Here is a 26,156-nt window from a genome sequence, read left to right as displayed (position 1 = left end):
TTTGTATCTCTCGTTTACCCTGAGCGTCGATCCCCCTAAATCCCCCTTAAGAAGGGGGACTTTGAGAAAAATCCTGTCCCCCCCTTAAGAAGGGGGGCTAGGGGGGATCTGGCCCCGATCGCCAGACAGGCACTACGTTTGACGTTAAGTTGAAACCAATGCCTACTAAGGACTACAGATTAAACCACCAGCACGTTAAAACTGCTTGCCGCTAACCGGTTGGGGACAACGCCCGCCAATATAGCCAAAGTCTGGTTGGTGCTGGCGATCGCGATCGCAGTTGAGCCGTTAGTTTCGGTTAACAACAGTTGATTGAAGTCCAAGCCTCCCACCAACTGGATCGAATCAGATTCTGGTCTAAAGTTGATAATCGTGTCAATTCCCTGAATCGCTGCCAATACAAAGTCTTGTCGGTTGCCGTTAGCGATCAGAGTATCATTGCCAATGCCGCCAAACAGCAAGTCATCGCCGGTGCCACCAAAGAGTATATCATCGCCGCTGCCGCCCAGTAAGGTATTGTTACCGTCGCCACCGCAGAGAGTGTCATTACCTTGATCGCCCAATAGCACGTCGTCGCCGGCTTCTCCCAATAGCACGTCGTCGCCTTTGCCGCCGTACAATACGTCATCGCCGTCGTCGCCGCTTACTGAGTCGTTGCCCCGATTGCCGTAAAGAGTATCGTTAGCTCGATCGCCAAAGATCAGGTCAAAGCCTTTACCACCGAAGATAGTATTGCTATCTTTGCCACCATAGATAGTATCGTTGCCGGTATTGCCATTGATGTAATCGCCGCCCTCTTGGCCGAAGATCAAATCAGCGCCGCCTAACCCGAAGATAGAGTCAGCATTGGCACTGCCCACGAGGGTATCGTTGCCGTTAGTGCCGTTGATGACACCGTTGCGCGAAGGACTGGGGGGCAGATTCGGAGGGGTAACCCTGGGGAAAGAATCGGGACAAACCAAATCTGTCACTAAAGGTGTCGGCGTCGGTGTCGGCGTCGGTTCTGGTGTCGGCGTCGGCGTCGGTGTCGGCGTCGGCGTCTCTGGTGTCGGTGGTGTTGGCGGTGTCGGCGGTGTCGGCGTCTCTGGTGTCGGTGGTGTTGGCGTCGGCGCAGGCGTCGGTGTCGGCGATGTCCTGCCAGGTGGTTCTGGCGTCGGTGTCGGCGTTGGTGAAGGTGTCGGTGTTGTTATAACCGAATTCCCGAAGTTGATGCCGCTGACAATAGCGCCCGAAGCCAGCACGATGTCGGCGGGGTTGGGGCTGCTTTGAGTGAAACCAACTGGCGCGATTTCCCGAACGCGGTAGGTTGCCGGCGCTAGGTTCGCGAACAGGTAGTTGCCGCTGTTGTCTGTGGTAGTAGTAACCGGAACAGCAACAGGAGCTCCTGGCGCGGGAGCTACGACTTTGGTTAACTGAATTTGGACATTGGGTAAACCCGGTTCTCCGGCATCCTGAACGCCATTTCTGTTGTTGTCTTGGAACTTCAGACCGCGGATCTGGCCCGGTTGGGGCAGGAAGTTGCCGAAGTTAATGCCGGTGGGTTTTTCTCCGGCCTTAGCTATAACAACGTCGGCGGGGAGCGCAGTTGTCAGCGTCCAGCCGGTTTGCTGGACTTCCCTTACCTGGAAAGTACCTGCGGGTACGTCGTTGATAGTGTAGTTGCCATCCTTATCCGTGATGGTAGTCAATTCGCCCTGTTGGAAGACTCCATCTTTGTTCGTGTCTACGAAGATTTGCCAGTTTTGTAGACCCGGTTCTGTGGCATCCTTAACGCCGTTGTTGTTGAGGTCATTGAATTTTTGACCGCTGATCGTGCTCGCCTCGAAGAAGTTGCCGAAGTTGTTGTTTTGGGAGTCTTGACCGCTGGTGAGAGGGATAGTATACGCACCTGGAAGGGTAGGCGCGGTGGCGCTGGCTGCGGGGGCGATTTGCGTCCAGCCTGGTTCTACTAATTCCCGGACGTTGTAGGTGGCGAATGGCAAGTCGTTGAACTGGTACTTACCGGTGATATCGGTAACAGTAGCGGTTTCGGTTGGCTCTAGCGTGCCGTTGTTGTTGGCATCTAGGTAGATTCTCCAGCCTGCTAGCGCTGGTTCGCCAGCATCTTGGACACCATTTTTGTTGCGATCGTTAAATTTGATCCCGCTGATCTTGCCAACCTGGAAGTTCCCGAAGTTGGTAGGAAGGGTGGTGGTGTTGGCAATGTTAACGCCACTTGCGGTAGTAAGCCTCGTGGCCGCTGGGGGAACAGGGAAAGTTTGCTGCCAACCAGTCTTTTGCTCTTCCCGCAGGAGGAATGTACCAGCGCCAACGTCAGTAAAGGTGTAATTCCCAGAGGCATCAGTGGTAGTCGATCGCGGTACTGCTGTGCCGATAAAGGTCTGTGGTTCTAGTAAGATTTTCCAGCCTTCTAATCCTGGTTCGGCCCCCTCTTTGACCCCATTCCCGTTGAGGTCGTTGAACTTCTGACCTGTGATAGTGATGTTTTTGAAGATGCCAAAGTTCTGCCCGGTGACGGCAAGACCGCTTTGGGTAGTAACCGGAATAGCCGGAATTGCGCCAGCGGGGAAAGAGATGCTGGAGTTGGCTGGGGGAGTGGCTTGTATCAGGTACTTGCCCGGGCCGATGTCCGCGAAGCTGTAATCTCCTGTTGCCGTAGTCGTTTGCGGAGTGCCGACAACTGTATCTGTGGCGGCTTGGAATATGCCGTCGCCGTTGGTGTCTTTGTAGAGATTGACTACGACGCCAGCTAATACGGTGTCGTCGGGAGTGAAACCGTTGCCTGCGAGGTCGCTGAAGGTTTTGCCCGCGATCGTAGTTTTTTGGAAATTACCGAAGTTGGCGCCGGTGACATTCACAATACCTGTAGAGGGCGGAGTCGGGCCGACAGTCTGCACCCAAGCAGTGGGAGGCGTTCCAGCGGGCGGGGCTTCTGTAATCGCAGTATTTGTTTTTACGTCGCGGAGGGTGTAAGAGCCGTCGGCTGCGGTGGTAGCGCTCTTCGTGCCTACAGAAATTACCCAACCTGGGAGACCGGGTTCAGCCGCCTGCCGAACGCCGTCACCGTTAAGGTCGTTGTATTTGACGCCTGTGACGATCGGGCCGTACTCGTAGGCACCGATATCAACAGCAGCGCCGATCGTCCGAGGAAAGCCAGTACCCCGCTCGTCAGTCGCGCCAGCAGCCGCCCCAGCCGCCACATCTCCGCCATCGATCGCCGGATTAATCACTGTCGCAGTGCTATCAGCCAAAGCATAAGTGAAGGGAACGCCTGTAGCCTGGTTCAGTGCTGCGGTAGGTGCGAGTACATTAGCTAGAGGAACAGTCGCCGCCAATTGCTGGGTAGCAGGTAAATTGCTACCAGCAATGTTCCCGATCAAATTCTTGATACTGGTGGCGGCGAAAGAGGTTCCGAACACATCAGGACTCGCGCCACCAGTATTGCCAGCAACAATAGTGTTTCTGACATTCACAGCACCGCCGTTAGTAGCAATACCCCCGCCCACAGCAAGAGCAGGAGCAGTCGCAGCAGCACTGTTAGCAGTAATCGTGTTGTTAGTCAGAGTTGCAGTAGCGCCGCTGTTAACAAAAATCGCGGCTCCTGCGCCCTGGCCGGGTGTAGCGGCAGCACCGCCAGCAGCGCCGCCCGTGGCTGTGTTGCTGAAGAAAGTGCTGTTGTTCAGGGTCAAACTGCCAGCATTCACAAAAATTGCACCGCCCAAACCAGCACCGCCACCACCGCCGGCTGCGCTTCCTGCGCCGCCCGGGGTGAAAGCTCCTACAGCAGTGCTGGCTCCGCCTACAGTACCGCGTCCGCCGCCGCCACCGAAGCCGCCAGCGCCGCCGTTGCCACCAACACCGCCACCACCGCCACCGCCACCGAAGCCACCAGCACCACCAACACCGCCAGCGCCCGGTAAACCTGCCGCGCCAGTGCCCGCGACGCCACCAGCGCCACCAGCACCACCGCCACCGCCACCGCCACCCAGGCCGCCAATGCCACCTGGGCCACCGATACCACCAACTCCGCCGTTAGTACCGCCGGTACCAGCACCACCGGGGCCGCCAGCACCACCGGGGCCGCCGTTAAGACCAGTACCTTGTAATCCGCCACTACCAGGTCCACCATTGCCACCCGTACCGCCGGGGCCGCCAGCAGCGCCGATGCTTGCCAAGCCAGGAAGACCAGTTAGACCCGGCCCACCTGCGGTGACAAAGGGAAACAGAGCTGCAAAATCGGTGTTACCGCCCGCGCCTGCTACTGCTGGAGCAACGGGAGCCGCGCTGCCCGCGCCGCCCACAGCGCTGTTGCCACTAAAGGTGACATTGTTAATTGTGACAGCCCCGCTGTTAATAAATAGTGCACCGCCCATGCCGGCTGCACCGCCGCCACCGCCTGTACCGGCAGCGCCTACAGAGCGACCGCCTGCAATTGTCAGGTTAAAAAATGTGACTGGTGTAGCGCCACTGTCGATCAAAAAGCCCCGGTTATTACCGAAATTTAAACCAAAACCCCCACCCGTAAAAGTGATGGGGTTGGAAATCCTGGGCAGAACCTGTCCGGCTGCTAGGGTGATGTTGCCGGTGAGGGTAATCGTATCTGGATCGTTGACAGCATTAGCTGTCAAGATGGCATCGCGCAGTTCGTTAAAGTTGGTGACGCTAAAAGTTCCTAACACGCCGCTATAAGCTTCCCTCGCCTCTTGGGAAAATGCTAAAGGTGTTTCTATTTTCCCCGTAGTTACTTCCAGTTCCCAGTCTCCGCCCAAGGCTGCACTGCCGGTCAAGTTATCGGATGCGGCAATATTTGCCCCCGTGAGCTGGCTCAGCCTTTCGACGAAGGCGACACCGGCTTCTGTGGCGGCGACGTTGCAACCGTAAAGCAGAATTTCGGGTTTAGCAAAAGTAGTTGAAGACTTCGAGTTTGCTTCGGCTGCTGGCAAAGCAAACCATTTTTCTAAATAATTGCGGTAGGTTTCAATGTTGCTGAGATTGAGTTCTGTGGTTCCCAGTTGCAGGCTGGCTGCTGCGCCGTGAGACAGAATATGAACTGCTGCAATGTTTTGCCGCTGTTTAAGTGTTTCGGCGATTTGCGCGATGCCGTCGCGATCGGCCTTGAGAATAATAACTTCTGTATCGGAATTCGCGGTTTTTGTTAAACTTTCGCAATCTTTAACTTGTGAATCCGCAAAAACTATCTGGTGTTTCCGTTCTTTATAGAGTTCCATGATTAAATTCCTCTGGTACACACACACATTAAATTCATAGCACAAACCAAACGCAGCAGCGAGATATCTTAATTTTAGGGTAGATTTTGTCGTTGGCGAAGCTCTCGAAGACGATCGCCCCTAACTTTCACCTACCTGGAAGATTGACAAAACGTTTTTTTTGTGCTCCCTATAGGATATACTGAAGTTAGTTTGATTGTGTAGAAGTTTTCAAGGGGGCTGTTGTTCCGGCTTTTACAAAAATATTTGAGTCAAGCTTGTACTCAGTTTTTAATGTCATTAGACTCGAACGAGTACAACGTATTGTCATAAATGTCAAGCAAAAAATAACTAATGGCGATCGCTCGCCATTAGTTACAATCTGATGTTATTTTTTAGGGTATTGATGCCAAAGTTATTCGTTTTTAGCTTTTGACTAATAACCAACACGGCTGCGCGAGCCTGTACAGCCTGGATCGATCGCCAATTACCAAGTTTCTTCATCGGGATGATTGGAATTGCTCCAGATTTCCACATCTAAATCATTCAGATAAATCAGAGCACTTTCAATTTGTTGACTTGACGGATAAATTCGGGGGAAGAGAGGATTTTAGATTTTCGATTTGGGATTGATTCCACGGATAAATCACGTGGCGGGTACCATCAAAAAATTATTGGTCATCGGAAGTTTTGCCACCCAACAAAGCTGCATTAAAATTCACCTTTAAACCGTGTTCCGAAATCAGGTTAGAGATAACAGGTTCCTGATGGTATTCTTTGGGAATGCGAATGCGAATGCGGGTTTGAGTTGGTCTGCTGTCTCCTGACTCAGTGTGCGGTATGTCTGATTGTTGAGTTTGGTGGAAATTGTCGATCGACTCAAATTCAGGTTCGCTATTGTTCTGGTTTAACATTGTGGCCTCCTAATGTCTGTTTCTTTTCAGGGATAACGTACTACTGCTTGACGATTAGCCCTTCGATCCACCCTAACCCTCCTTAACAAGAGGGGGGCAGGAGTATTCTCAAAGTCTCCCTTAAGAAGCGGGATTTAGGGCGATCGAAACTGCGGTATCAACTGTCAACTGTCAACTGTCAACTGTCAACTGTCAACTGTCAATTGTCAACTGTCAACTGTCAACTGTCAACTGTCAACTTCCTTAATGCTAGTTTTCCGTTCCAAAATCTCCTTAACCACGAGAGTAACAACAGCTAAAAAACCGAGAACTACCGCAGCGGAAAATGCTGCTTGCGTCGCGTACTGCTTGTAAGCATCCTCGACAAACAAAGGCAAAGTTTGGGTTTTTTTAGCAATATTTCCCGATACCACAGAAACAGCTCCAAATTCTCCCATTGCTCTAGCATTTGTCAAAATCACACCGTAAAGTAAGCCCCAGCGAATATTCGGCAGCGTCACATTCCAGAAGATTTGCCAATCATTTGCTCCCAAAGTTTTCGCCGCTTCTTCTTGATCGGTTCCCACTTCTTCTAAAACAGGAATCACTTCGCGGGCAACAAAAGGTAGAGTGACAAAAGCAGTAGCTAGCACCATTCCTGGGAAAGCAAATATAATCTTAATTCCAGCAGTTTCCAGCCACGGGCCGAACCATCCCAGCCGACCGTAAAGCAGTACAATCATTAAACCTGCGACTACGGGAGAGATGGCAAACGGCACGTCTAAAATGGTGATTAATAGGGTGCGTCCGGGAAATTTATTGCGGCCGATTACCCAAGCTGCACACAAACCAAATACTGTGTTTATAGGTACAACTATCAGAGCTATCAGCAGGGTAAGTTGTGCTGCTGATAGAAAATCTGCCGAGGTTAAGTTGGCGAAAAATGGCTCGACTCCCTTTTTGAATGCTTGGTAAAAAACGTTGAGGGTTGGGATAAATAAGACGAGGCCGAGATAGCCGATCGCAATTCCGATTAAAGTTGGCTTTACCCAGGCTTTTTCTTTGCCCCGCGACGAACCCGCTGGCGGAACTGTGTAATTTTTAGATAAATTGATCTCAGCCGTCATAGCGTCTCCTCCAGGCTTGTAAAATATTAATTGTGAACAGCATTGCTAGGGAAATACCTAACATGACAGTGCCGATTACTGTGGCTCCTGCATAGTCGTACTGTTCCAATCTTTGGAAAATCAAAACAGGTGCAATTAAATCTTTAAACGGTACGTTGGCTGCTACAATTACCGTCGAACCGTACTCGCCAACGGCTCGGGAAAATCCGAGGGCAACTCCGGTTAAAATTGACGGAAAGAGCGGCGGTAAAACTACTCGCCAAAAGGTTTGAAATTGAGAAGCACCCAAGCACCAAGCTGCTTCTTCGATGTCTTTTTCCATTTCGTGTAAAACTGGCTGTACAGTTCGCACGATGAAGGGTAAGGATATAAAGATCATGGCTACGCCTACGCCCAAGCGAGTGAATGATATCTTGATTCCTAATGGTGCAAATAGCGAACCGATCCAGCCGTTATCGCTGTAAACTGTGGCGAGGGTTAAACCTGCAACGGATGTTGGTAGCGCAAAGGGTAAATCGACTGCTGCATCGACAATGCGTTTTAAGGGAAAGTCGTAGCGGACTAATACCCAGGCTATTAATGTGCCGAAGACTCCGTTGATTAGGGCTGCGATTAATGATGTGACGAAGGTGACATCGTAGGCGGAAAGGGCGATCGGGCTTGTGGCAATTTTCCAAAATTCGCCGGGGTTTGCTGTGCTGGCTTTTAGCAGCATGGCTGTGACTGGCAGAAATAGCATTAGGCTGAGGTAGCCGATGGTGATTCCCCAAGGTAGTGTGATTTTGCCGATCGCTCTTTTGATATTGGCGATCGCAGATTGAGGGTTGGTTGCTGGAGATGATACTGCCATTTAGGTTTGAGTATTTCTTCGTTTGTAGTAAGGAATGCAAGTCCTTGAAAAGCTAATATTTTGGGGAGGACTGAAGTCCTCACTACGAACCGTTTTGAAGAGGACTTCAGTCCTCACTACGAGCGGGTAATTCGGGAATTAGCGTTTAATCGATCCTTGGATTTTGTCAAACGCGGCTCCGTCATCAAAGAATTTCTTCTGAATTTCTCCCCAACCTCCCAAATCTTTAGCTGTAAATAGGGTTTTGACGGCGGGATATTTTTGGGCAAATTCTGCTTCTTTGGCGACTGTCTCATCTACTGGGCGAAATCCTGCTTTGGCAAATTCTCGCTGGGCTTCTGGAGTGTACAGATACTTGACAAAGGCTTCGGCGACTTCGCGAGTGCCGTGTTTGTCCACGTTTTTATCGACGATCGCGATCGGATTGTCGATCGACACATTCACATCGGGAATAATATAACTCGGTTTTTCGCCTTTCTCAGCTACTAAAATAACTTCGTTTTCGTAATTTATTAAGGCGTCGCCTTGGCCTTGTTTAAAAAAAGCATCCATAGCTTCGCGGGCATCTTTAGTCAGAATCGGAACATTTTTGTAGACTTTGGTGGTAAACTCTAATGCTTTGGTGTCGTCTCCTCCGGTTTTAATTACCGAACCCCAAAGTGCTAGGAAATTCCAGCGAGCAACGCCTGAGGTTTTGGGATCGGCGGTGATCAATTTAACTCCGTCTTTGCTTAAATCTTCCCAGGTTTTAATGCCTTTGGGATTGCCTTCGCGGGTGACTATTGCTGCTACGGATTTGCTGACGATACCTTCGCTGGGAACTTCTTTTTCCCAGCCTGGTTGGATGAGTCCGGCTTTCTCGATTTTGGCGGTGTCGAGGGCGAGGGCTAGGTGTACGATGTCTGCTTCTAATCCGTCAATTACTGCTCTGGTTTGGGAACCGGAACCGCCGTAACTTTGGCTGAAGGTGACGGTTTGTCCTTTTTCTTTTTGCCACTTTTCTACAAATTTGGGAATTATCGCTTCGTGGGCTGCTTTGGTGACGGCGAAGGAAACGAGGGTTAATTCTACTTTGCCTTTGTTGGCTGCTGGGTTTGTTGGGGTTCCCTGCTGGCAGGATACAATTGCCAAACTTAAAGTTATTCCTACTACAAATAGCGACACAAATCTTTTAAGTGCAGTCAGCGATCGATTTTGGCTAATTGGTAGCTGTTGTGGTCGGTGAAATTGTTGAGTTAGGTGTTGCCACGGGCTCATTATATTTGTTCCTTTACTAAAGTACGGTTATTAGGTCGGGATACCGTAATTATGGTGGTGAAGTACGATTATAGACAAGGGCGAGCGAAATGGCAATAAGCAAAAAAAATTGGTAAAAAAAAAGGTCGATCGGGCGTCTCTTAGCCTAGTTGCCCGGTGCTGTACGCCTGGATTCGCAGTAAAATGTAAAGAATATAAACATTGTTAAGTTAAGCTGCTGAGGCTGTAAACCTGGGCGAGACCTCAAAGGTCAAAGGCTGGAGTTGCGAGTTTCGGAGAAAGGGCGATCGACTCTAGATAGTGTTTTTTAGGGGCTTTCGCGTCGTGGGGGGAATCCGATCGCAGCCTGCCAAGTAAATCTCGTTAGGAAATTGATTCGATTGTCAGACATCTCCAATACATCGAATAACTCCTCTACAATTGACAATCTAAAATCTCATAAGTTATTTAAGAAAGACAATCTAAAATTTAATAGATTATCTAAAATCGGAAATCTCAGACAATCTAAAATCTAAAATCTAAAATCTAAAATGGTATTACCTCGCCCCGTCTCAGATACCCTAATTGAACTGTTGAAACCTGTAGCCTGCGAATTGGGAGAAAGATTGGGAGCAAGCGCTGTCAACGAACGCTATGCAGAAATTGAGCCGTCTGGTTCTTCTGCTTTGAACCAGCAAATCAAAAAAGACCCCCGCTGGACTAAAGCACAAGTGAAGTATTTGCAGCGGCAGCAGGCCCGAGAACAAGAGTTAATTGCGATCGCCAGCATAGAAGAAGAAAAGGTAAAGGAAGAACGCGCCAATCGAATTAGGGCGGAAGAATTGAGAGATCAGCGGACTATTAGTCGGCTTGGCCGCGAGTTAATGCGGGAGATTCAATCAGAAGCAATTCGAGTTAAGCTGAACGAAATTCAAATTATTTGGGACAGGGACAACTGGTTTTCCAATTTGAGCAGGCAGGAAACTGAACAGATTTTGCAGCAGCAGCAGCACCGATTGCTGTTGTTAGTTGCTCCGGCCAAAATTAGCCAAGATTGCCCGGATTCGTTTCGCCACAATCTGAATATCGAGCTGCCGGCTAAGTTGAGAACTTTTTTGAACCAGCACTACCCCCAGCACGGAGAATCCTCTCCAGTTCAGTTTTACGGAGATTATTTCAAAAACCCTATTTCTGATATTGATGTGGAGCGGTTGCAGACTGTTTTGTCTCCCGTGCCAACCGCTATATTGTACAGCGACATCAGCGATTATGAAGTTAATTTTCATGTCGGTTTTTGGGGAATCATCAATCAGAATGTTTCCCTAGTGGCGATGCAGCCTTGGAATTGGGAAGAAGTTTATCACCAGTTGGAAGCCGAGGGGAAAGATGAAAAGGTGAGCCTGCGGATTATTCGGCAAATCATTGTGACAATTCATAAGTTACTGGCGGCTTTTTTAGCGGATTTGTATTATTTAAAAATAGATTTTACTCACGAACCTCAGCTATTTAATTTAGAGGCGGAATTTGCTCAGGAATGGTTTTCTCAAGATTGGGCCCTACCGTATATGGAAACTCTTAAAGAAATTCAGGAGCAGCAGCGAATAACCTATAAGGGAGAGATGCGGCGGTTAGCACTGCGAGAGGCGAAAGCTAGGGCGGAACGCAAGCGTTTGGAGGAGGAGGCACTAAAAAGCAGACAGGAAGCTGAGGCGAAATCAAAGCGGGCGAAGGAGTTCGCTCACAAATTAAAAAATCTGAAATGGCGGTGCGCTTACACGCTGCCGGGACATTCATCGTTTGTGAATTCTCTGGCGATTAGTCCTGATGGCGAAATTCTGGCTAGTGGCAGTTGGGATAAAACTATTAAGATTTGGAATTTAGAAACAAGGGAATTAGTTGGCACTTTGACGGGACATTCCGATCGCGTAAATTCGGTTGCTATTAGCTATGACGGAAAAATGTTGGTCAGCGGCAGTTCGGACGAAACAATTAAGTTTTGGAATTTGTACAATGGCGATCTATTGTGTACTTTTCCAGGACATTCTATGGAGGTGAATTCGGTGGCGATCAACCCGAAGGGGCAGATAATTGCTAGCTGCGGCGGGGCTGATAATACGATTAAGCTGTGGAATTTGCGAACTGGTGAGTTGCTGCGGACTTTGAGGGGTCATTCAGACAATGTGAATGCGGTGGTTTTTAGCCCGGATGGTAAGATATTGGCGAGCGGGAGTTCGGATGCGACGAGCAAGGTTTGGGATGTGGAAAGCGGTAAGTTGCTGCGGACTCTTTCGGGTTTGAATGTTGGGGTGAATTCTGTGGCGATCGCGCCGGACGGTCAAATTCTGGCTAGCGTCAGCAATGATTATACGATTAAGCTGCGGAATTTGCACACGGGCAGTTTGTTGCGGATCTTAAATTCTAATTCTGCGAAGCGAAAGGGTGTAGCGAATTTAGGGATGAATGAGGCTGTGCATATTTTGCGGAATTATGTAAGTCGGGGCGATTCGGTTGCTATCAGTAGGGACGGTTTGACTTTGGCTAGCGGCTGCGATGATAATAAGATTAATATTTGGAGTTTGCAGACGGGGGAGCTGTTGAGCACTCTTGAGGGACATTCGGGTACGGTATACTCGGTGGCGATCGCACCTTCGGGCAATTTGCTAGCCAGCGGCAGCGCGGATGAGACAATTAAGATTTGGTGTTGCGATTAGGCAGTTGGCAGTTGGCAGTTGGCAGTTGACAGTTGACAATTGGCAGTTTTCAGATCCTATCCGCTAATTAACCACAATACCTGTACGGGCAGGTTCACCAACAATCTATAATTCCCATTAACAATCTAGATAAACCCGCCCCCACCACGCGACTTACCCACAGGGGCTAGAAACCGGGTTTCTACGAAAAATTTGGGTTGAGTGACGAGAAATATCGGAAGAAACCCGGTTTCTGATCTCGGGGTGCGCCCAGGAGACGATAATTCCGGTTCTGCCCTTACCGGAAGAGGTTTTGGGCGAATTTGCAAAAAAGTTTGCTGGGGGGGTTGCGCTAATGGCGATAAGTTTGCTATATTAATTTTCACTGCTGGTGTAACTCAGTTGGTAGAGTAGCTGATTTGTAATCAGCCTGTCGCAAGTTCGAGTCTTGTCACCAGCTTATTTAATGAAATTAAGGCTAGATAAAACTTCTAGCCTTAATTTTTTTTGCCCCGCAAGCGTCTCAAAGTCCTTGTCACCCGCCTCAGCAATTTTGATTGTTAACGTAATCTTTTTTCCAAAAATAGAAATATCTATGGTTATATTGAAGGTTATATTGAATCGGGCGATCGCAAACTTGAGCGTCTGATTATCAAGTTTGATTAAATGTTGGCCACTAAAGTTAGCAAGTTATTCTACACTAACTTTGTCAGCACTGTACCGGAGCAGCGAAATGTCCCCTTGGGTAAAAGATCCACATTCAGGAGGAGTTAAAATCCCACCGGCAGTTCAAGAACGGGTGAAACAGCGTATTCTTAATTATGCTGCTGCTAACTACGCTGGTAAATACACTCGCCTAGGCATCCGTTTTCGCAGTCAATTTTGTTACGTTGATGCCTACACAGAACCTGATGTCCCCTTAGATTTTCCGTTCAAAGAGCTTCGCGTATCTCGTGAAGAATATTTAGAACAAAGACGAAATACCCCCCTTCACCTGTGTCGGCTGCGTTACTTTAGTGATGAAGAAGCTTGGACTCTGGGATTTTACGCCTATAGCAGTGAAAAATACGAGCCTTGTATGTTCCCAAATGGCAGTTTCTACGGTACGCCGGAAGAAGCCTTTGCCATCTCTTCGATGTACTTGGAATAACCCAAAATGAGCGAATATCAATATTACGAGTTTCAAAGCGTCGATCGACGTTTGACTCAATCCGAACAAGAAGCACTCAGCCAACTCTCTAGTCGCGCGAGAATAAGCTCTAGTAAAGCTATTTTTGTTTATAGCCATGGAGATTTACCGGGCAACGAAAAACAATTATTAGTCAAATATTTCGATGCTATGTTTTACATAGCTAATTGGGGATCGTTACAACTAATGTTTCGTTTCCCCAAAGGTTTGATTGATGTGGAACTGATGCGGAAATATTGCATTGAAGACATAGTTGAGGTTTCGGAAATTAATGATTTTGTTGTTTTAGAAATTTCTATTAATGAGGAAGAAGGTTTTGATGGGTGGATAGAGGGAGAAGGAAGTTTATCCTCTTTGATAGGTTTGCGTCAGGAAATTTTGCAGGGAGATTATCGTTTACTTTATTTGGCTTGGCTGAAAGGGATTACCTATCTTGATGAATTAGACGACGAAGATGAAGATGATGATGAAGAAAATGAAGATGATGAAAATGATGAAGAAGGGCTAGAACCACCTGTTCCTCCTAATTTCGGTAAGTTATCTTCATCGTTACAGGCTTTTATCGATATTTTTGAAGTGGATGAGCATCTACTCAAAGCTGCAATCAGTGCGAGTGTTGCTAAACCTTCAATTCCTGAAAGTAGCATCAAAGAAGCTATCAAAAAACTTGAACGTTCTGAAGTCGATACTTTTTTAATGCGGTTACTCAAAGGAGAATCTAATCTCTCTATTGAATTGAGTAAGAAATTATCAGGAATGATAGAAGTTAGACAAGAGGAAAATCCCGGTAAACGAACAATTCGTCAGCTTTTAGCAAGCGCAGAAAAGGAAGAAAAGAAGGAAGAAGAAAGAAGAGGACAGGAAGCTAAAGCTGCACGAATCAGAGATTTAGAAGCTTTGGCTAAGCGAGAAACGGCTGCTTGGGAAGATATAGACGCTCTTATTCAAAAAGGAACTTCTAGCTCTTACGATGAAGTAGTGCTGTTACTTTTAAAACTCCAAGATTTAGCGGATTATCAAAACCAAACAGTTAAATTTTTCACACGGGTTCAACAACTGCATAATAAATATAGCAGTCGCTCTGGATTGAAAAGACGTTTGCTTAAGGCGAATTTATTATAATCCAAATCAAGGTACGTTGTTGGGCTTTAGCCCTCTTTATTTATATCTTGAAAGAGGGCTAAAGCCCAACAACGTACCTATTTTTTCAATACGCAGTACAGGCTTTTTTCAACCAGGTGATTGTGGCAGTATCGAGTACGGGTGAGAGTTTCTCAACTACTGAAGCGTGATAGTTGTTCAACCATTGTAGTTGAGTTGTTGATAGCCGATCGACATTTATCAATTTTTGCTCAAACGGAATATACGTCAGCGGTTCAAATCCGTACCAAGCCGTACCGTTTTTAGACGGCATTTCCCTGACAACATAGAGATTTTCAAGGCGAATTCCGCCCCATCCCGGTTCGTAATATCCCGGTTCGATACTCGTTACCATTCCCGGTTCGAGGGGATATTGCACAAATTTGCTGATACCGTTGGGGCCTTCGTGACCGGCTAAAAATGCGCCGACTCCGTGCCCGGTGCCATGTCCGTAGTCTAGCTGTTGTTGCCATAATACCGCACGGGCGATCGCATCTAACTGCGATCCGGTTGTACCTTTCGGGAATTGCTGCATGGCACAGTTGATGTGTGCTATCAAAACTGTGGTGTAGTGTTCGATTTGCTGCGTTGTCGGTTCCCCGACTATCATGGTTCTGGTGTCGTCGGTTGTTCCCGCTAGATACTGTGCGCCTGAGTCTAGGAGGAGCAATTCTCCGGGTTTTAGCGTGATTTCGGGGCTGGGAGTGCCGTAATGTACGATCGAGCTATTTGCTCCCGCACCTGCGATCGTTCTAAATGTTAAAATATGAAAATCAGCTTCTTGCTGATAAAAACTTTCGATACTTTCTTTAACATCAAACTCCGTCAATACATTACCATTTTCTAGCTGTTCTGTCAACCACTTTAAAGTTAGAGTTTTAGCTCGACTTGCCTTAAAATTAGCAGATTGCATCTGCTCGATTTCCACAGGATTTTTCCGAGCTTTCATCCCTTCTACGGGATTTGGCTCGAAAACTATTTCTATCTTATTTTCACTAGCTTTTTGCTGGTTTAACAATAACTGGTAAGTGCCTGCTGTACTGTGTTTCGCATCTAACAGCACCCGAACTTGTTTCGGCAAATTCAAACAAAGTTCTAAGGTTGACGGATAGTCGGAGTAGGGAAGCAAAGTTACAGCCGCCGCCAATTCTTGCTCGATTTCCGGTGAAACTCGTTCGAGATTTGTCAACAAAAATGCTGCACCTGCGGTGACAATCGCGTAGGATATGAAAATGGGAATGTGGGGAATATCCGAGCCTCGCAGATTGAACAGCCACGCTATTTGATTGAGGTTGGTAATTGGGAGCAAGTCGATGTTGGCTTTCTGCATCGCTTCCCTGACTCGGACTAATTTTTCGTCGCAGGTTTCTCCGGTCAGGGATGCTGGTAAGCTAAATATAGGAGATTCGTCAATCGCGGGTAAAGTCTCTGCTGTTTGTCGAACCTTGTCTGCTAAATTCTCCGGTATCGGTACGAGTTCAATTCCCACTGTTGCAAATTTTTTCACCCAATTTTGATATTGCTCTGTGGCTACGGTAAACGGATCAAAACCGAATCTAATTTTAGTTAATTTTTGGGCAGATTCAGTCGCCAGTTTTTCTAAAGTTTCAATTAAGCTTAAATTTCCTTCTAAGCCGAGTTTCGATATTTGAATCAATCCGGCATCGACTTGCAACTCTGCTTGTTCGTAATAACGGGAATCCACAAACAACCAAGCCGAATTTTTGCCAACTAACAAATCGCCAGCCGAACCCGTAAAACCGGAAATCCAAGCTCGTCGCTGCTTTGCGGCTGGGACTGATAAATTTAAGTGTTCGTCAACTGCTGGGATGAAATAGCAATCTAAGTCATAGTTTGCCATCAAAGCACGCAAAGTAGCAATTTTTTCAACGGAGGCATTCTCAAGAATGCGTTCAGATTTAAAGTTAGTTGCAACCATTTTTTAATATCCTATGTTACTGGTTTAAAATTGTCTTCAAACCTTTGACAAGCCTGCTAATTCCTGCGGCTGCTGTTGCAATTTCTAGGGCACCGTAAGCAACGCGCAAATAGCAGCCGCTATCCATACCGAAGGTTGTGCCGGGAAGCACTGCTACTTGATGTTCGCGAATTAATCGCTCTACTAATTCCATTGTATCGAGTTCGGTGTCAACTTTCAAGAAAAAGTAGAAAGCCCCGGCGGCTGGGGAAATTGTACACAGATTTTGGATGGTATTGAGTTCGTCTAATACGAGTTGGCGCACAAATGCGATCGCCCTTACATAATTATCGCAGTAACCTCTACCAACTTGCAAGGCTCCCAGGGCTGCATACTGGGAAATTACCGGCGGACAAATTAAGATGGTATCTTGAATTTTCCTCACCGAAACCAGCAAATGCTGTGGAATTACCATATACCCGATGCGCCAACTCGCAAAACCGTAGGCTTTGGAAAGGCTAAACAGGGAAATTGTATGTTCGCTGCTGTTGGAAAAACTTGCGGGCGAACAGTGTTTCACGCCGTCATAGGTAAAATATTCGTAGGCTTCATCACTGATGTGATAAATATTGTGTTGGCGGCAAATCTCGTTCACTTCCCGGAGAGATTCGGCAGAATAAACCGCGCCTGTTGGGTTGTTAGGTGAAATGGTGACAATTGCTCGCGTTTTTTCGGTGATTGCTTTTTTAATCGCAACAATATTGAGTTGATAGTTGGCGTCAGTTTCTACTATCACGGGACGGCAATTTGCCATGACAGCAGCCATTTCGTGGTTGAAATAATAAGGTGATTGAATGATAACTTCGTCTCCCGCCGAGGTGATGGCGAGAATGGCATTGGTAAATCCCATATTGCTGCCGGCGGTAACGACTATGCAGTTTTGGGTGTTAATTTCTATGCCGTTATCTGTTTTGAGTTTGGCCGCGATGGCATCTTGTAATTCTGGGATTCCTTCGACTGCTTTGTATTTATGATTGTCGGGATTTGCGAAGAAGTCGGGGATTTTTTCAAATGATTCTTGGGGCGGATTGTAGTAAACTATGCCTTGTCCTAAGGATATCGTTCCCGGATTTTGCCGGATTAGTTCGCCTACTACTGGGATGATTGGCGATTGTACTGATTGCATTCGAGTTGGGTAATTTTTCATTTAATTTAAGTCTGTTTTTAGGATTAATTTTGTTTGTATACGGCGGTTGAAACCGCGTCTACACAAGGGAAGTCCGCCTCCGCGGACTGAAGAAAACAACTGAAGAAAAAAAACATAATTTTAACGGGCAAATCTTCAACCCGCGGAGGCGGGTTTTGCTTGTGTAGACGCGGTTTCCAACCGCCCGGTCTTTTAAACTCTTTCTATTTCTATTCTAGAACCTTGGGGCGACTTAAATACTTTAACTTGTGCGGGCAATCTTTCGCCCAATCCTCTAACATGGGTAATCACTCCAATTAGCCTTTCTCGCTGCCGCAACGATTCTAAAATTTGAGTGACGCTTTCGAGGGTTTCTGCATCTAAAGTGCCGAATCCTTCATCCAGAAATAAGCTGCCCAGTTGAGCTCCTTGAGATAGTTTTTCTGATAAAGCTAAAGCCATTGATAGGGAAGTGGCGAAGGTTTCGCCACCGGAAAGGGTTCGCACTCGTCTAGCTTCGCCGCCATTCCAATTATCTGCTACCCAGTATTCGCCGTCTTGGTTTTTTAACTTGTAGCGATTTTCGGTTAATTCTTGCAAAATCAAGGTGGCGCTGCCGACTAATTCTGCTTCTAAATGTTCTAAGATGTAGGATTGAAATTCGTTGGATTTCAGATTCTGCGCTAAGGTGTGATAGGTTTGCTCTTGTTCTGTGAAATTTGTAATTTGCTGGGACAGTCTTTCGGCTTGTTCGAGGGTTTGGGCTGCTACTTGAATCCACGCTAAAAGTTCGGCGCGGTTGTTGTTGGCTTGTTTGAATTTTTCTTGGGCGGCGTGTTTTGCCGATCGCACTTGTGCTAAAGTATCTTCATCGGTAGTCCTGCCTGCGATCGCCTCCTGCAAATCCTTCGCCCGCGTCTCCAACTGAATTTTTGACTCGCGTACACACCGAATCGCATTTTCCCACTGCGATTGTTCGCTAACGGGCGCCACCGCTGCTAAAAACGTCTCTTCTGTGAAATCAGCCGCTGTTAATTTTGCTAACCAATCCTGGTTTAACTGCTGTTTGCTGGCTTGGGCTCGTGCAAAAACCTCCCCTGCTTGTTGCTCTCTCTCGGCTGCTTGAATAGCAGTATTTTGAGCGGTTTGATAGGATTTTTCGGAAGTTTTCAGCAGATTTGCCAACTCTTGCTTGTCTTCTGCTAAAGCTTTTGCTAAATTAGCATAGGGTTGATATTCCGTAATTTGATAAAGCGCATTCACACAACTTTGCAACTGCTGCTTCCGACGGTCTGATTCGGCGATCGCATCTTGATATTCTTGCTGTTTAGCTGCTTGAGTCGTCGCTGCAAAATTAAATCTTTGTTCGTAATTATTATATTCAAAGGATGCGAGTTGGAATTGCTGCTCGGTTTCGCGGTATTGGCGATCGCTATCTGCAAGTATAACCAACTCCTGCTGCAACTGCAAGACTTCCCACTGCGGATTTTCCAGAACTTGAGTGATTTGCTGCTGCAACTGAGCAACTCTCTTCTCTGTCAATTCCAATGCTAGAGCAATTTCTGACTGTTTTTGCTCGCAGGCAAAAACTGCGCTTTTCCCCTCAGCCACCGCCATTTGAGCAGTTTGCAAAACCTGATTTGCAGCCGCCACTTTCCGGCGCAAACCAGCAACATCGACAATCTTAGAAATCGGCAAAGCAGGGAGCAAATCGCTCTCAGGATGCACCCCCCCGCACACCGGGCAAGTATCGCCAGCATTCAGCGACATCCTGACAGCAGCAACACTCTCTAAACGCGCCGCTTCCGCATTAGCAGTTTCCACCGCTTCTAACTCGGCACTGCACTCTTTTAGCCTGATTTCTGCTGCTGCTAAATTAGTCGCAACCTGCACGTAATTCTGTTCGGCGCTGGCTTTTTCGGCGACAGATTTATTCAACTGTTCGCGCTGAGTTTTTACCTGTTTGGCAATTAGTTGAAGTTCCATCAATAAAGGTGCAACTTCCTGCAATTTTTCAAAACGCTTTCCTCCGGGCGAATATTTTTCGAGCATTGCCGCTACTTGAGTAACCCGAAAACCAGCCGCCTGAATTTTAGTATTAGCAGCTTGCAGTTCTTTATCTGCTACTTGAAGAAACCGGAGTTTTTCCTGTTGATTTTTCTGGGCGAGGGCAACTTCTTTTTCTAATTGAGTGCGCTGTTCTTCATATACTTTTGCAGCAGCCAGAGCATCTTCGCGAGCCTTAATTTGTGGTGCTAATACCTCAGATTTGGCTTTGGCTGCTTCAAATTGCTGCTGCTCTGTTGCTAGCTCCGAGCGAGCTTTAGTTAACCGCTCCCGCGCTGATAAAGCAGCACTTTCGGCAGTTTCATACTGACTGCGAGCCGATCGCAATAAAGCCCAATCTCCCTGTAAATGGTTCGCAGCTTGCGCTCTTTCTAAACGCTGTGCTAAAATTGTAATCTCGGCGGAACTAGCATTTAATTGCGCTAATTCTTGTTGCAACTCTTGCCAGCGAGTGATTTGGAAAAATAGCTGTTCTTCTTCATCCACAGCCTTCTGAGCTTCCATAACAGCGCGCTCGAACTGAGGTAATTGCTGCTCTAAAATCCAAAGTTGCGATCGTTTTAGCTCCACCTCATTCGCCGCCGGAGCGCTCAACTCAGCCAACTGTCTTTCCACCATTTCCCGTTCTTGTTTCAGCAACTTTGCGAGGTCGTTTGCTTCCTTCCGCATCTGCTCAAAAATCTCAAATCCCGCTAGCTGCCGCAAAATTTCCCGGCGTTTAGAAGTATCTCCTTTAATAAACTCATCAAACTTGCCTTGAGGCAGAATAATGGCTCTTGTAAAAGTATCAAAATCCATCCCCAAAATCTGTTCAATCGTATTTTGAACAGCAACAATACTCGTCCCCAAAGTTTCCCAATTGCCATCTTGCCAACATTCCAAAATCACCTTATTCTCGGGAGATTTCGGACGAAAACGCCACCTCCGCGTCACCCTATACTGTGCCGAACCCACAGAAAAACGCAACTGCACCTTTAAATTTTCGCTTCCTTGACTTACCAAATCAGCTACTTGTTTGCCACTGCGATTTGTCGTACCAAAAAGCGCGTAAGTCATGGCATCTAGCAGTGAAGATTTGCCCGCACCAGTAGCACCAGTAATTGCAAACAAATCGAGTTGAGAAAAATCTAAGCGCTGTTCCCGGCGGAAGCTGGTAAATCCTTCGAGCAAAAGTTCTAGTGGACGCATACTGATTTTAGATTTGAGATTTTGGATTTTAGATTTCGGGATTTTGATGAATATGTCATTGCGATGAACGTTAGCGGATCTGAAGGAAAGCAATCGCAAGATTTGGCAATAACAGCGACAGGCTACCTAGCTTCGGACGCAGTATATATCCTAGTATCGACTCAAGCAAAAAGCCTTGATAAAGCGCACTTCTAGTTTAGTCTCGATCCCCCTAAATCCCCCTTAAAAAGGGGGACTTTGAGAACACTCTTTTCCCCCCTTCTTAAGGGGGGTTAGGGGGGATCTAGTCTCGATTGCTTAATTATTAACTGTTTCCTTAAACTTCTTGTACAAATTGTCAAATCCCTCCAATACAGCGGGTTGTGGTGTCGTTCCCAAGCGGTTTTGATAATAGTTGCAGAACTCTGCTGCTGGATCGAAGTTGTTGGGATCGATATTAGTGCTCTCTGTTGGTTCTAGCGGTGCATCCCGATAGCGCGGTTCAATTAACAGCGCTTGAGAACAGATTTGCCGCACGCGATCGGCTAATCCGATTTGCGGGCTATCCAATTCGACAATTACCTTCAAAAAACCAGGATGATATTGATGAGCTTCTAAAATTTGATCGAGATTGTCATTATCACATTGAAGCACTTTTAACGGTTTGTGGCAAGCCACCGGTCTAAATTCTACTTTGGCTTGACTTCCCGGCTCAACTTCGATCAAGCAAAATCCTTTTTCCTGTTCGGCTTCTCCAAAATCTAACTGAATCAAAGAACCGGAATAATAAGCAGGAGAACTCTTAGCAATCCGCTGGTGAATGTGGATGTGTCCGAGGGCGACATATTGAGCTTCTGGCGGCAGAGTTTGCGATGATAGCAGGTATTGTTCTCGCGTGTAGTAAGCGACTTCGGATTTAGCCAAGCGAGCACCGTCAATGCTCATGTGTCCCATCAGCATATTCACAGTATTGTCTCGAAAATCTGTGGTTAAATTTTGCAGTAAATCTGCTACAATTTCGCGGTAATCTTGACGGCGGTTGGCGTCTCCGGAGTGCCACAGAGAATTGGCATCTAAGAGTCTTTGTTCGGAAGCAAAAGGCATCGCTCCTACGCATAGTTTACCATTTTTGGTATTCAGAGTAATGCTGCCACCGTCTGCCGATCGCCTGGGTTTACCTAAAGCGCGAACGCCGGCAAGGGATAGCAGTTGCGCGATGCTGTCGATGCGGGATGCTGAATCGTGATTGCCGGCGATCGCAATTGCGGGAATTTCGGCTGCTTGGAGTTCGCAGAAAAATTGATAGGCAATGCGCTCAGCATAGGCTGGAGGGTTGGGAACGTCAAAAATGTCACCGGCGACCAACACGGCATCAACATCGAGCTCCTTGGCTTGTTTCAAAATCTGCTCCAGGGCGATCGCAATTTCAGAAGTGCGATCGATCCCTCGAAAACGTCGTCCCAAATGCCAGTCAGCAGTATGAATTATTCGCATATTACAAGGAGTCTTTTATTTATTTTAATACTTATGGGTTTCTAACAATCGTTTAGGTGTCGCTTTCTTTTTCTTGTTCTAGAATACCTCGATCGATCTCTTCAATGTGTGCCTCAGCATAAGCAAAAGCATTTACCAAATCGGCAGCACTCAGATCCGGATGACCTTCTAAAATATGAGCATCGCTAGCACCTTGACGGCGATAACTTATTAACAGCCAAACAGGAATCCGCGTTTGTCTGATACAAGCTTCGCCGCCCATTACGCCGGGAGTCTTTTGAATTTCCGACCAAAAGTTACTTAAACTTTGGGCTAAAAATTGTATAGCTTGAGTTTTTTCCTCTGGACTTAGCGCCAGGAGTTGCGGTTGTAATTCTTTTAGTGTCATGTTCGTTATTCGTACTAAGTGGTAAAAAATATATGTTTGGTGATCGTCAAACTATTCTAGCACTTGCCACCCAGATTTATTGAGCCTATTTAAGTGCCAATTGTATAGTACGCATTGCCAGCCAAGAATAGATAATAATGTAACTCATAACTTCATTCAACAAATATAAAAACGTGCCACTTTTCAATCATCCTCATTTTCTTGAATTGCTGTTTCAATCTCGTCAGGATATGCCTCAGCATATGCCCAAGCATTTGCCAAGTCAGTGGCACGCAGAGTCGGATAATCTTCTAACAGTTCAGATTCAGAAATACCTAAACGGCGAGCATTCACCAACACCCAAACAGGAATGCGCGTTTGTCTGATGCAAGCATCGCCACCGCACACGCCGGGAGTCTTTTGAATTCCAGACCAAAAGTTGGTTAAACTTTGGGCTAAAAATAGTATAGCTTGAGTCTTTTCTTCAGGAGTTAACGCCAAAAGTTGCGGTTGCAATTCTTTCAGTGTCATGTTCGCAGTTATTGAGTTCATAAATATTAACTTGTTTTGCCCTACAGGTCTTCTAGGACTGGCTAAATCTAACAGAGGTAGGGACACGGCAGTGCCGTGTCCCTACGGCTTGTGTTGCAATACACCTAATTCTAGCGCTAAATCAAAACTTCTATTCCACAGGCTTCACATCGTGAAACCGAGTATAATCAACCACCCGCCCGCCATCCGGAGTTCTCGAAATAATATCTACAAACCGCATATTCCACACAATTTCTGACGCTACAAAAGAATGTCGCGCGTGTATAGTTTGCGAAACTGTCTCGTCAATTCCCGTTAGCGTAATTACAATTTCGGCGTGCTGCTCGATCAAATCTTTGGCGGTAAGTTGGTACAAAGGACTGTTCTCATCAATTGTGTGCATTACCGTCCAAGTTAAGGCAAAAATAGGAGATTGACTCCGCATTAATTGCAAATCGTAAAAACGCCGCATATATTCTCCTTCCGATGTTACTTCGTCGCGGATTAAAGTAGCTCGCTGCTGTGCTTCTAAAATTTGGTTGAAGCGCTGATTTCCTGCGCGGTACATCAGAGTCGGAACGCCGTTGAAAGGAGCGATTATAGCTACGCGGCTGAAGATAACTCTAGCGGTTGCTCGAGAAAATCTTGAAAAAGCCAGTCCCGTCACCATTGCGACTCCCCACAAACCAAAAAACGCTTCGATCGCAACTATAGTATTAGCGTACTCGGTGCGCGGATACATGGCACCGTAGCCGATTGTCGCCATTGTTTGCACGCTGAAATAAAAAGCATCTTTGAATGAACCAGGCCGTGCATTAGCAATGCAATCTCCTCCCGCTAAGTAAGCTAAGGCAAATAAAGAATTTGTGAGTACATACGACAGACAAATCAGCATGAAAAATTGTGGCCAAGAAAGAGTTAGCAGCCTGTGATATAGATCGGCAAAATGCAGGCGAGGTACTCCCAATTTGACAACACCCAAGGTGAATTGTCCTTTGCGATTGACTAAACGAGCCTGTGGCGGGCGGTTGCGGTGAATTTTCATTGCGATTTGTAACTGTGGCTGTGTCAAATTGTAACTATTGCTTGGAACGGGAAAACTTATCCTTTAGACTGATGTCTAATTCCAAAAATTACGATAAAAGCGGAGTTTTAGAAATGCTTGAGCTTAACTGGCATGACAATCTGGTGATCGTTTCTTTTGTCGCTGCTATTGCGGGTCTAGTCGTGCTGAGCGATAATGCCTCCTCTGACGGGGCTGACGATTCCCTAGGGGATAGCTTCGCCGCGCGTACTTTGAGCGAAGAAATCCTGATCAAGATGAGCTTTACTTACTGGATAGTTTACTGCATATCTGTTTTCGGGCTGAAACTTCACTTGCCAGAGGATAGCTGGTTGTTGCTGAGTTTGAAGCTGACTACTGTTCTTTCTTATTTGTTGACTGCTTCTAGCATCCTCAGCCTGCCGCTGCAACGCATGGCTGTCAGACAAGTTGAAGAGTCATGAACCCCATCCCTAAAGGGAGGGGCTTGTAGACTGTCCGACTCTTCGAGCGGGATGCAAGCCACAACATGACCAGCCTCAGACGCAACAAACGTCTACGTTTTCTATGGTCACGATACCTACAAATGCGTTGCTAGTTTGTAGCTCTATCGCTGGTTGTTAAACATCTGTAATGGGTTAAGGAAGTGCAACCAGCACCACAAGCCTAGAAAACATTGGCGAAGCAAACATTACCCAGTAATGGAGACTTTCAAATGTCCAATTTTGTATTTGTTCTCGACACGAACAAGCGACCCCTTGACCTAGTGCATCCGGGAACAGCGCGTCATCTTCTCAATTCAGGAGAAGCTGCTGTTTTGCGTCGTTTCCCTTTCAGCATCATCTTAAAAGAAGCTCGTCCTGAAGCCACTGTGCAAGATTTGGAACTCAAGTTAGATCCTGGCTCCAAGGTTACGGGAATCGCGATTAAGCAAGGCAACAAAATCATTTTTGGAGCCCAATTGCAGCACCGAGGGCAGCAAATTCAGAATGCTTTGCTCTCTCGTCGTCAACTGCGGCGTGGGAGACGGAATCGCAAAACTCGCTATCGGCAAGCACGTTTTCTCAACCGGACTCGCCCTGATGGTTGGTTAGCTCCCAGCTTGCAGCATCGCGTTTTAACAACGATGACTTGGGTGCAAAAATTCATCCGACTTGCACCCATCACTTGTCTGGCTCAAGAGCTAGTTCGATTCGATTTGCAACTGATGCAAAACTCTGAAATCTCAGGCGTTCAGTATCAACAGGGAGAACTAAAAGGCTACGAAGTCAGAGAATATTTGCTCGAAAAGTGGAATCGTCGTTGTGCTTACTGCTCAGTCGAAAACGTCCCGTTGGAAGTTGAGCATATTCAAGCAAAATCAAAGGGGGGTTCCGATCGAGTTTCCAACCTCACGATTGCTTGTCACGGCTGCAATCAAGGCAAGGGAAATCAGGATATTCGGGACTTTCTATCGAGCCAGCCTGACCTGCTAAATCGGATTTTGAAGCAGGCAAAATCACCACTAAAAGATGCGACAGCGGTGAATTCAACCCGATGGGTTTTGTTCAACTATCTGAAAGAAACGGGATTACCTGTCACCACCGGAACGGGCGGACAAACTAAGTTCAATCGTACCCGATTAGAATTGTCGAAATCCCATTGGCTAGATGCGGCGTGTGTGGGTCGAATCGATGGACTCGAAGTCTTGACCTCGAAGCCGTTACTGATTGTTGCGAAAGGGCATGGAACCAGGCAAATGTGCGGAACCGATAAGTATGGGTTTCCAACTCGTCACCGCTGTCGGACGCAAATTCACAAAGGTTTTCAGACCGGCGATATCGTCAAAGCGACTGTTACCGCAGGCCAGAAAATCGGCTCTTATAGAGGTCGTGTTCTCTGCCGTGCATCCGGTTCATTTGACATCGTAACAACGGCCGCAAGAGTGTCGGGCATTAGCCACAAATATTGTCAACCGATTCACAAAAAGGATGGTTACTCCTATGGATAGTTTAAGGTGGCTGAAGCCACAGCCGCGTTCCTCCCCATGCCTGAAGTCAGGGGCTTCCCGCT

Annotated in this window: 17 protein-coding genes and 1 tRNA gene; 6 read left to right on the top strand and 12 right to left on the bottom strand. The window is 47.0% G+C overall.

The genetic code is table 11. From position 1 onward, the window contains the following. Positions 1–179 precede the first annotated feature (179 nt). The 5 genes from JGK14_RS18470 to JGK14_RS18450 form a co-directional block, all read right to left on the bottom strand. A complete protein-coding gene (locus JGK14_RS18470) occupies positions 180–5,228 on the bottom strand; it encodes an SdrD B-like domain-containing protein (RefSeq protein WP_325315353.1) in 5,049 nt (1,682 codons plus the stop codon). Between the two features lie 650 nt (positions 5,229–5,878). After that, positions 5,879–6,121 carry an NIL domain-containing protein gene (locus JGK14_RS18465; RefSeq protein ID WP_293201058.1) on the bottom strand — a complete coding sequence of 81 codons (243 nt, stop codon included), beginning with the start codon at positions 6,119–6,121 and terminating at the stop codon, positions 5,879–5,881. Positions 6,122–6,348: 227 nt separating this feature from the next. Next, on the bottom strand, positions 6,349–7,227 hold the full coding sequence (gene cysW / locus JGK14_RS18460; protein ID WP_293186035.1) for a sulfate ABC transporter permease subunit CysW: 879 nt from the start codon (positions 7,225–7,227) through the stop codon (positions 6,349–6,351). Next, complete coding sequence (gene cysT, locus JGK14_RS18455) at positions 7,217–8,077, bottom strand: sulfate ABC transporter permease subunit CysT (protein WP_293186033.1); 861 nt, start codon at positions 8,075–8,077, stop codon at positions 7,217–7,219. The genes cysW and cysT overlap by 11 nt, the downstream gene beginning before the upstream one ends. 138 nt (positions 8,078–8,215) lie before the next feature. Next, the gene (locus tag JGK14_RS18450) at positions 8,216–9,334 is read right to left on the bottom strand and encodes a sulfate ABC transporter substrate-binding protein (RefSeq protein WP_293186031.1); all 1,119 of its coding nucleotides are present in this window, start codon (positions 9,332–9,334) and stop codon (positions 8,216–8,218) included. 530 nt (positions 9,335–9,864) lie between these two features. Between JGK14_RS18450 and JGK14_RS18445 the strand changes: the two genes are divergently transcribed. From JGK14_RS18445 to JGK14_RS18430, 4 genes are all read left to right on the top strand, one after another. After that, positions 9,865–12,024 carry a serine/threonine protein kinase gene (locus JGK14_RS18445; protein ID WP_325315352.1) on the top strand — a complete coding sequence of 720 codons (2,160 nt, stop codon included), beginning with the start codon at positions 9,865–9,867 and terminating at the stop codon, positions 12,022–12,024. 366 nt (positions 12,025–12,390) lie between these two features. After that, positions 12,391–12,463 (top strand) — tRNA-Thr (locus JGK14_RS18440). A gap of 273 nt (positions 12,464–12,736) precedes the next feature. Continuing rightward, positions 12,737–13,153: a hypothetical protein gene (locus tag JGK14_RS18435; protein ID WP_293186025.1), complete on the top strand. Its 417-nt coding sequence runs from the start codon at positions 12,737–12,739 to the stop codon at positions 13,151–13,153. Between the two features lie 6 nt (positions 13,154–13,159). After that, positions 13,160–14,314, top strand: coding sequence for a hypothetical protein (locus tag JGK14_RS18430; protein ID WP_325315351.1), 1,155 nt, complete (start codon positions 13,160–13,162; stop codon positions 14,312–14,314). A gap of 85 nt (positions 14,315–14,399) precedes the next feature. Here JGK14_RS18430 and JGK14_RS18425 read toward each other — a convergent pair whose 3' ends face one another. The 7 genes from JGK14_RS18425 to JGK14_RS18395 all read right to left on the bottom strand — a co-directional run bounded on the left by JGK14_RS18425 (position 14,400) and on the right by JGK14_RS18395 (position 24,107). Continuing rightward, positions 14,400–16,271, bottom strand: a complete 1,872-nt coding sequence (locus JGK14_RS18425; RefSeq protein ID WP_293225050.1) for an aminopeptidase P family protein — start codon at positions 16,269–16,271, stop codon at positions 14,400–14,402. Positions 16,272–16,287: 16 nt separating this feature from the next. Further along, positions 16,288–17,457: a pyridoxal phosphate-dependent aminotransferase gene (locus JGK14_RS18420; RefSeq protein WP_293232973.1), complete on the bottom strand. Its 1,170-nt coding sequence runs from the start codon at positions 17,455–17,457 to the stop codon at positions 16,288–16,290. 192 nt (positions 17,458–17,649) lie between these two features. Further along, positions 17,650–20,691: an SMC family ATPase gene (locus JGK14_RS18415; protein ID WP_325315350.1), complete on the bottom strand. Its 3,042-nt coding sequence runs from the start codon at positions 20,689–20,691 to the stop codon at positions 17,650–17,652. Between the two features lie 297 nt (positions 20,692–20,988). Next, complete coding sequence (locus JGK14_RS18410; RefSeq protein WP_325315349.1) at positions 20,989–22,164, bottom strand: metallophosphoesterase family protein; 1,176 nt, start codon at positions 22,162–22,164, stop codon at positions 20,989–20,991. Positions 22,165–22,216: 52 nt separating this feature from the next. Further along, entirely contained in the window at positions 22,217–22,552 is a 336-nt protein-coding gene (locus tag JGK14_RS18405) for a DUF433 domain-containing protein (RefSeq protein ID WP_293186015.1), read from the bottom strand. Between the two features lie 183 nt (positions 22,553–22,735). Then, on the bottom strand, positions 22,736–23,062 hold the full coding sequence (locus JGK14_RS18400) for a DUF433 domain-containing protein (protein WP_293186036.1): 327 nt from the start codon (positions 23,060–23,062) through the stop codon (positions 22,736–22,738). Positions 23,063–23,213: 151 nt separating this feature from the next. Continuing rightward, positions 23,214–24,107, bottom strand: a complete 894-nt coding sequence (locus tag JGK14_RS18395; RefSeq protein ID WP_293186013.1) for an ion channel — start codon at positions 24,105–24,107, stop codon at positions 23,214–23,216. A gap of 71 nt (positions 24,108–24,178) precedes the next feature. Here JGK14_RS18395 and JGK14_RS18390 point away from each other — a divergent pair, with 71 nt between their 5' ends. Together JGK14_RS18390 and iscB are read left to right on the top strand one after the other, a co-directional pair. Continuing rightward, a complete protein-coding gene (locus JGK14_RS18390) occupies positions 24,179–24,568 on the top strand; it encodes a hypothetical protein (RefSeq protein ID WP_293214470.1) in 390 nt (129 codons plus the stop codon). 251 nt (positions 24,569–24,819) lie between these two features. Continuing rightward, positions 24,820–26,094 carry an RNA-guided endonuclease IscB gene (iscB, locus tag JGK14_RS18385; RefSeq protein WP_325315348.1) on the top strand — a complete coding sequence of 425 codons (1,275 nt, stop codon included), beginning with the start codon at positions 24,820–24,822 and terminating at the stop codon, positions 26,092–26,094. Positions 26,095–26,156: the final 62 nt, after the last annotated feature.

The organism is Microcoleus sp. PH2017_28_MFU_U_A, from assembly GCF_020738035.1.
Lineage (GTDB): Bacteria > Cyanobacteriota > Cyanobacteriia > Cyanobacteriales > Microcoleaceae > Microcoleus.
Note: the sequence above shows the minus strand (reverse complement) of the source record. Positions and strands in the feature narration are given on the sequence as shown.

Coding starts and splice junctions, on each gene's coding strand:
- JGK14_RS18395 (WP_293186013.1), bottom strand. CDS start 24,107: ATGAAAATTCACCGCAACCGCCCGCCACAGGCTCGTTTAGTCAATCGC.
- JGK14_RS18400 (WP_293186036.1), bottom strand. CDS start 23,062: ATGACACTGAAAGAATTGCAACCGCAACTTTTGGCGTTAACTCCTGAA.
- JGK14_RS18465 (WP_293201058.1), bottom strand. CDS start 6,121: ATGTTAAACCAGAACAATAGCGAACCTGAATTTGAGTCGATCGACAAT.
- JGK14_RS18410 (WP_325315349.1), bottom strand. CDS start 22,164: ATGCGAATAATTCATACTGCTGACTGGCATTTGGGACGACGTTTTCGA.
- JGK14_RS18445 (WP_325315352.1), top strand. CDS start 9,865: ATGGTATTACCTCGCCCCGTCTCAGATACCCTAATTGAACTGTTGAAA.
- JGK14_RS18450 (WP_293186031.1), bottom strand. CDS start 9,334: ATGAGCCCGTGGCAACACCTAACTCAACAATTTCACCGACCACAACAG.
- cysW (WP_293186035.1), bottom strand. CDS start 7,227: ATGACGGCTGAGATCAATTTATCTAAAAATTACACAGTTCCGCCAGCG.
- JGK14_RS18415 (WP_325315350.1), bottom strand. CDS start 20,691: ATGCGTCCACTAGAACTTTTGCTCGAAGGATTTACCAGCTTCCGCCGG.
- JGK14_RS18420 (WP_293232973.1), bottom strand. CDS start 17,457: ATGAAAAATTACCCAACTCGAATGCAATCAGTACAATCGCCAATCATC.
- JGK14_RS18470 (WP_325315353.1), bottom strand. CDS start 5,228: ATGGAACTCTATAAAGAACGGAAACACCAGATAGTTTTTGCGGATTCA.
- cysT (WP_293186033.1), bottom strand. CDS start 8,077: ATGGCAGTATCATCTCCAGCAACCAACCCTCAATCTGCGATCGCCAAT.
- JGK14_RS18430 (WP_325315351.1), top strand. CDS start 13,160: ATGAGCGAATATCAATATTACGAGTTTCAAAGCGTCGATCGACGTTTG.
- JGK14_RS18390 (WP_293214470.1), top strand. CDS start 24,179: ATGTCTAATTCCAAAAATTACGATAAAAGCGGAGTTTTAGAAATGCTT.
- JGK14_RS18405 (WP_293186015.1), bottom strand. CDS start 22,552: ATGACACTAAAAGAATTACAACCGCAACTCCTGGCGCTAAGTCCAGAG.
- iscB (WP_325315348.1), top strand. CDS start 24,820: ATGTCCAATTTTGTATTTGTTCTCGACACGAACAAGCGACCCCTTGAC.
- JGK14_RS18425 (WP_293225050.1), bottom strand. CDS start 16,271: ATGGTTGCAACTAACTTTAAATCTGAACGCATTCTTGAGAATGCCTCC.
- JGK14_RS18435 (WP_293186025.1), top strand. CDS start 12,737: ATGTCCCCTTGGGTAAAAGATCCACATTCAGGAGGAGTTAAAATCCCA.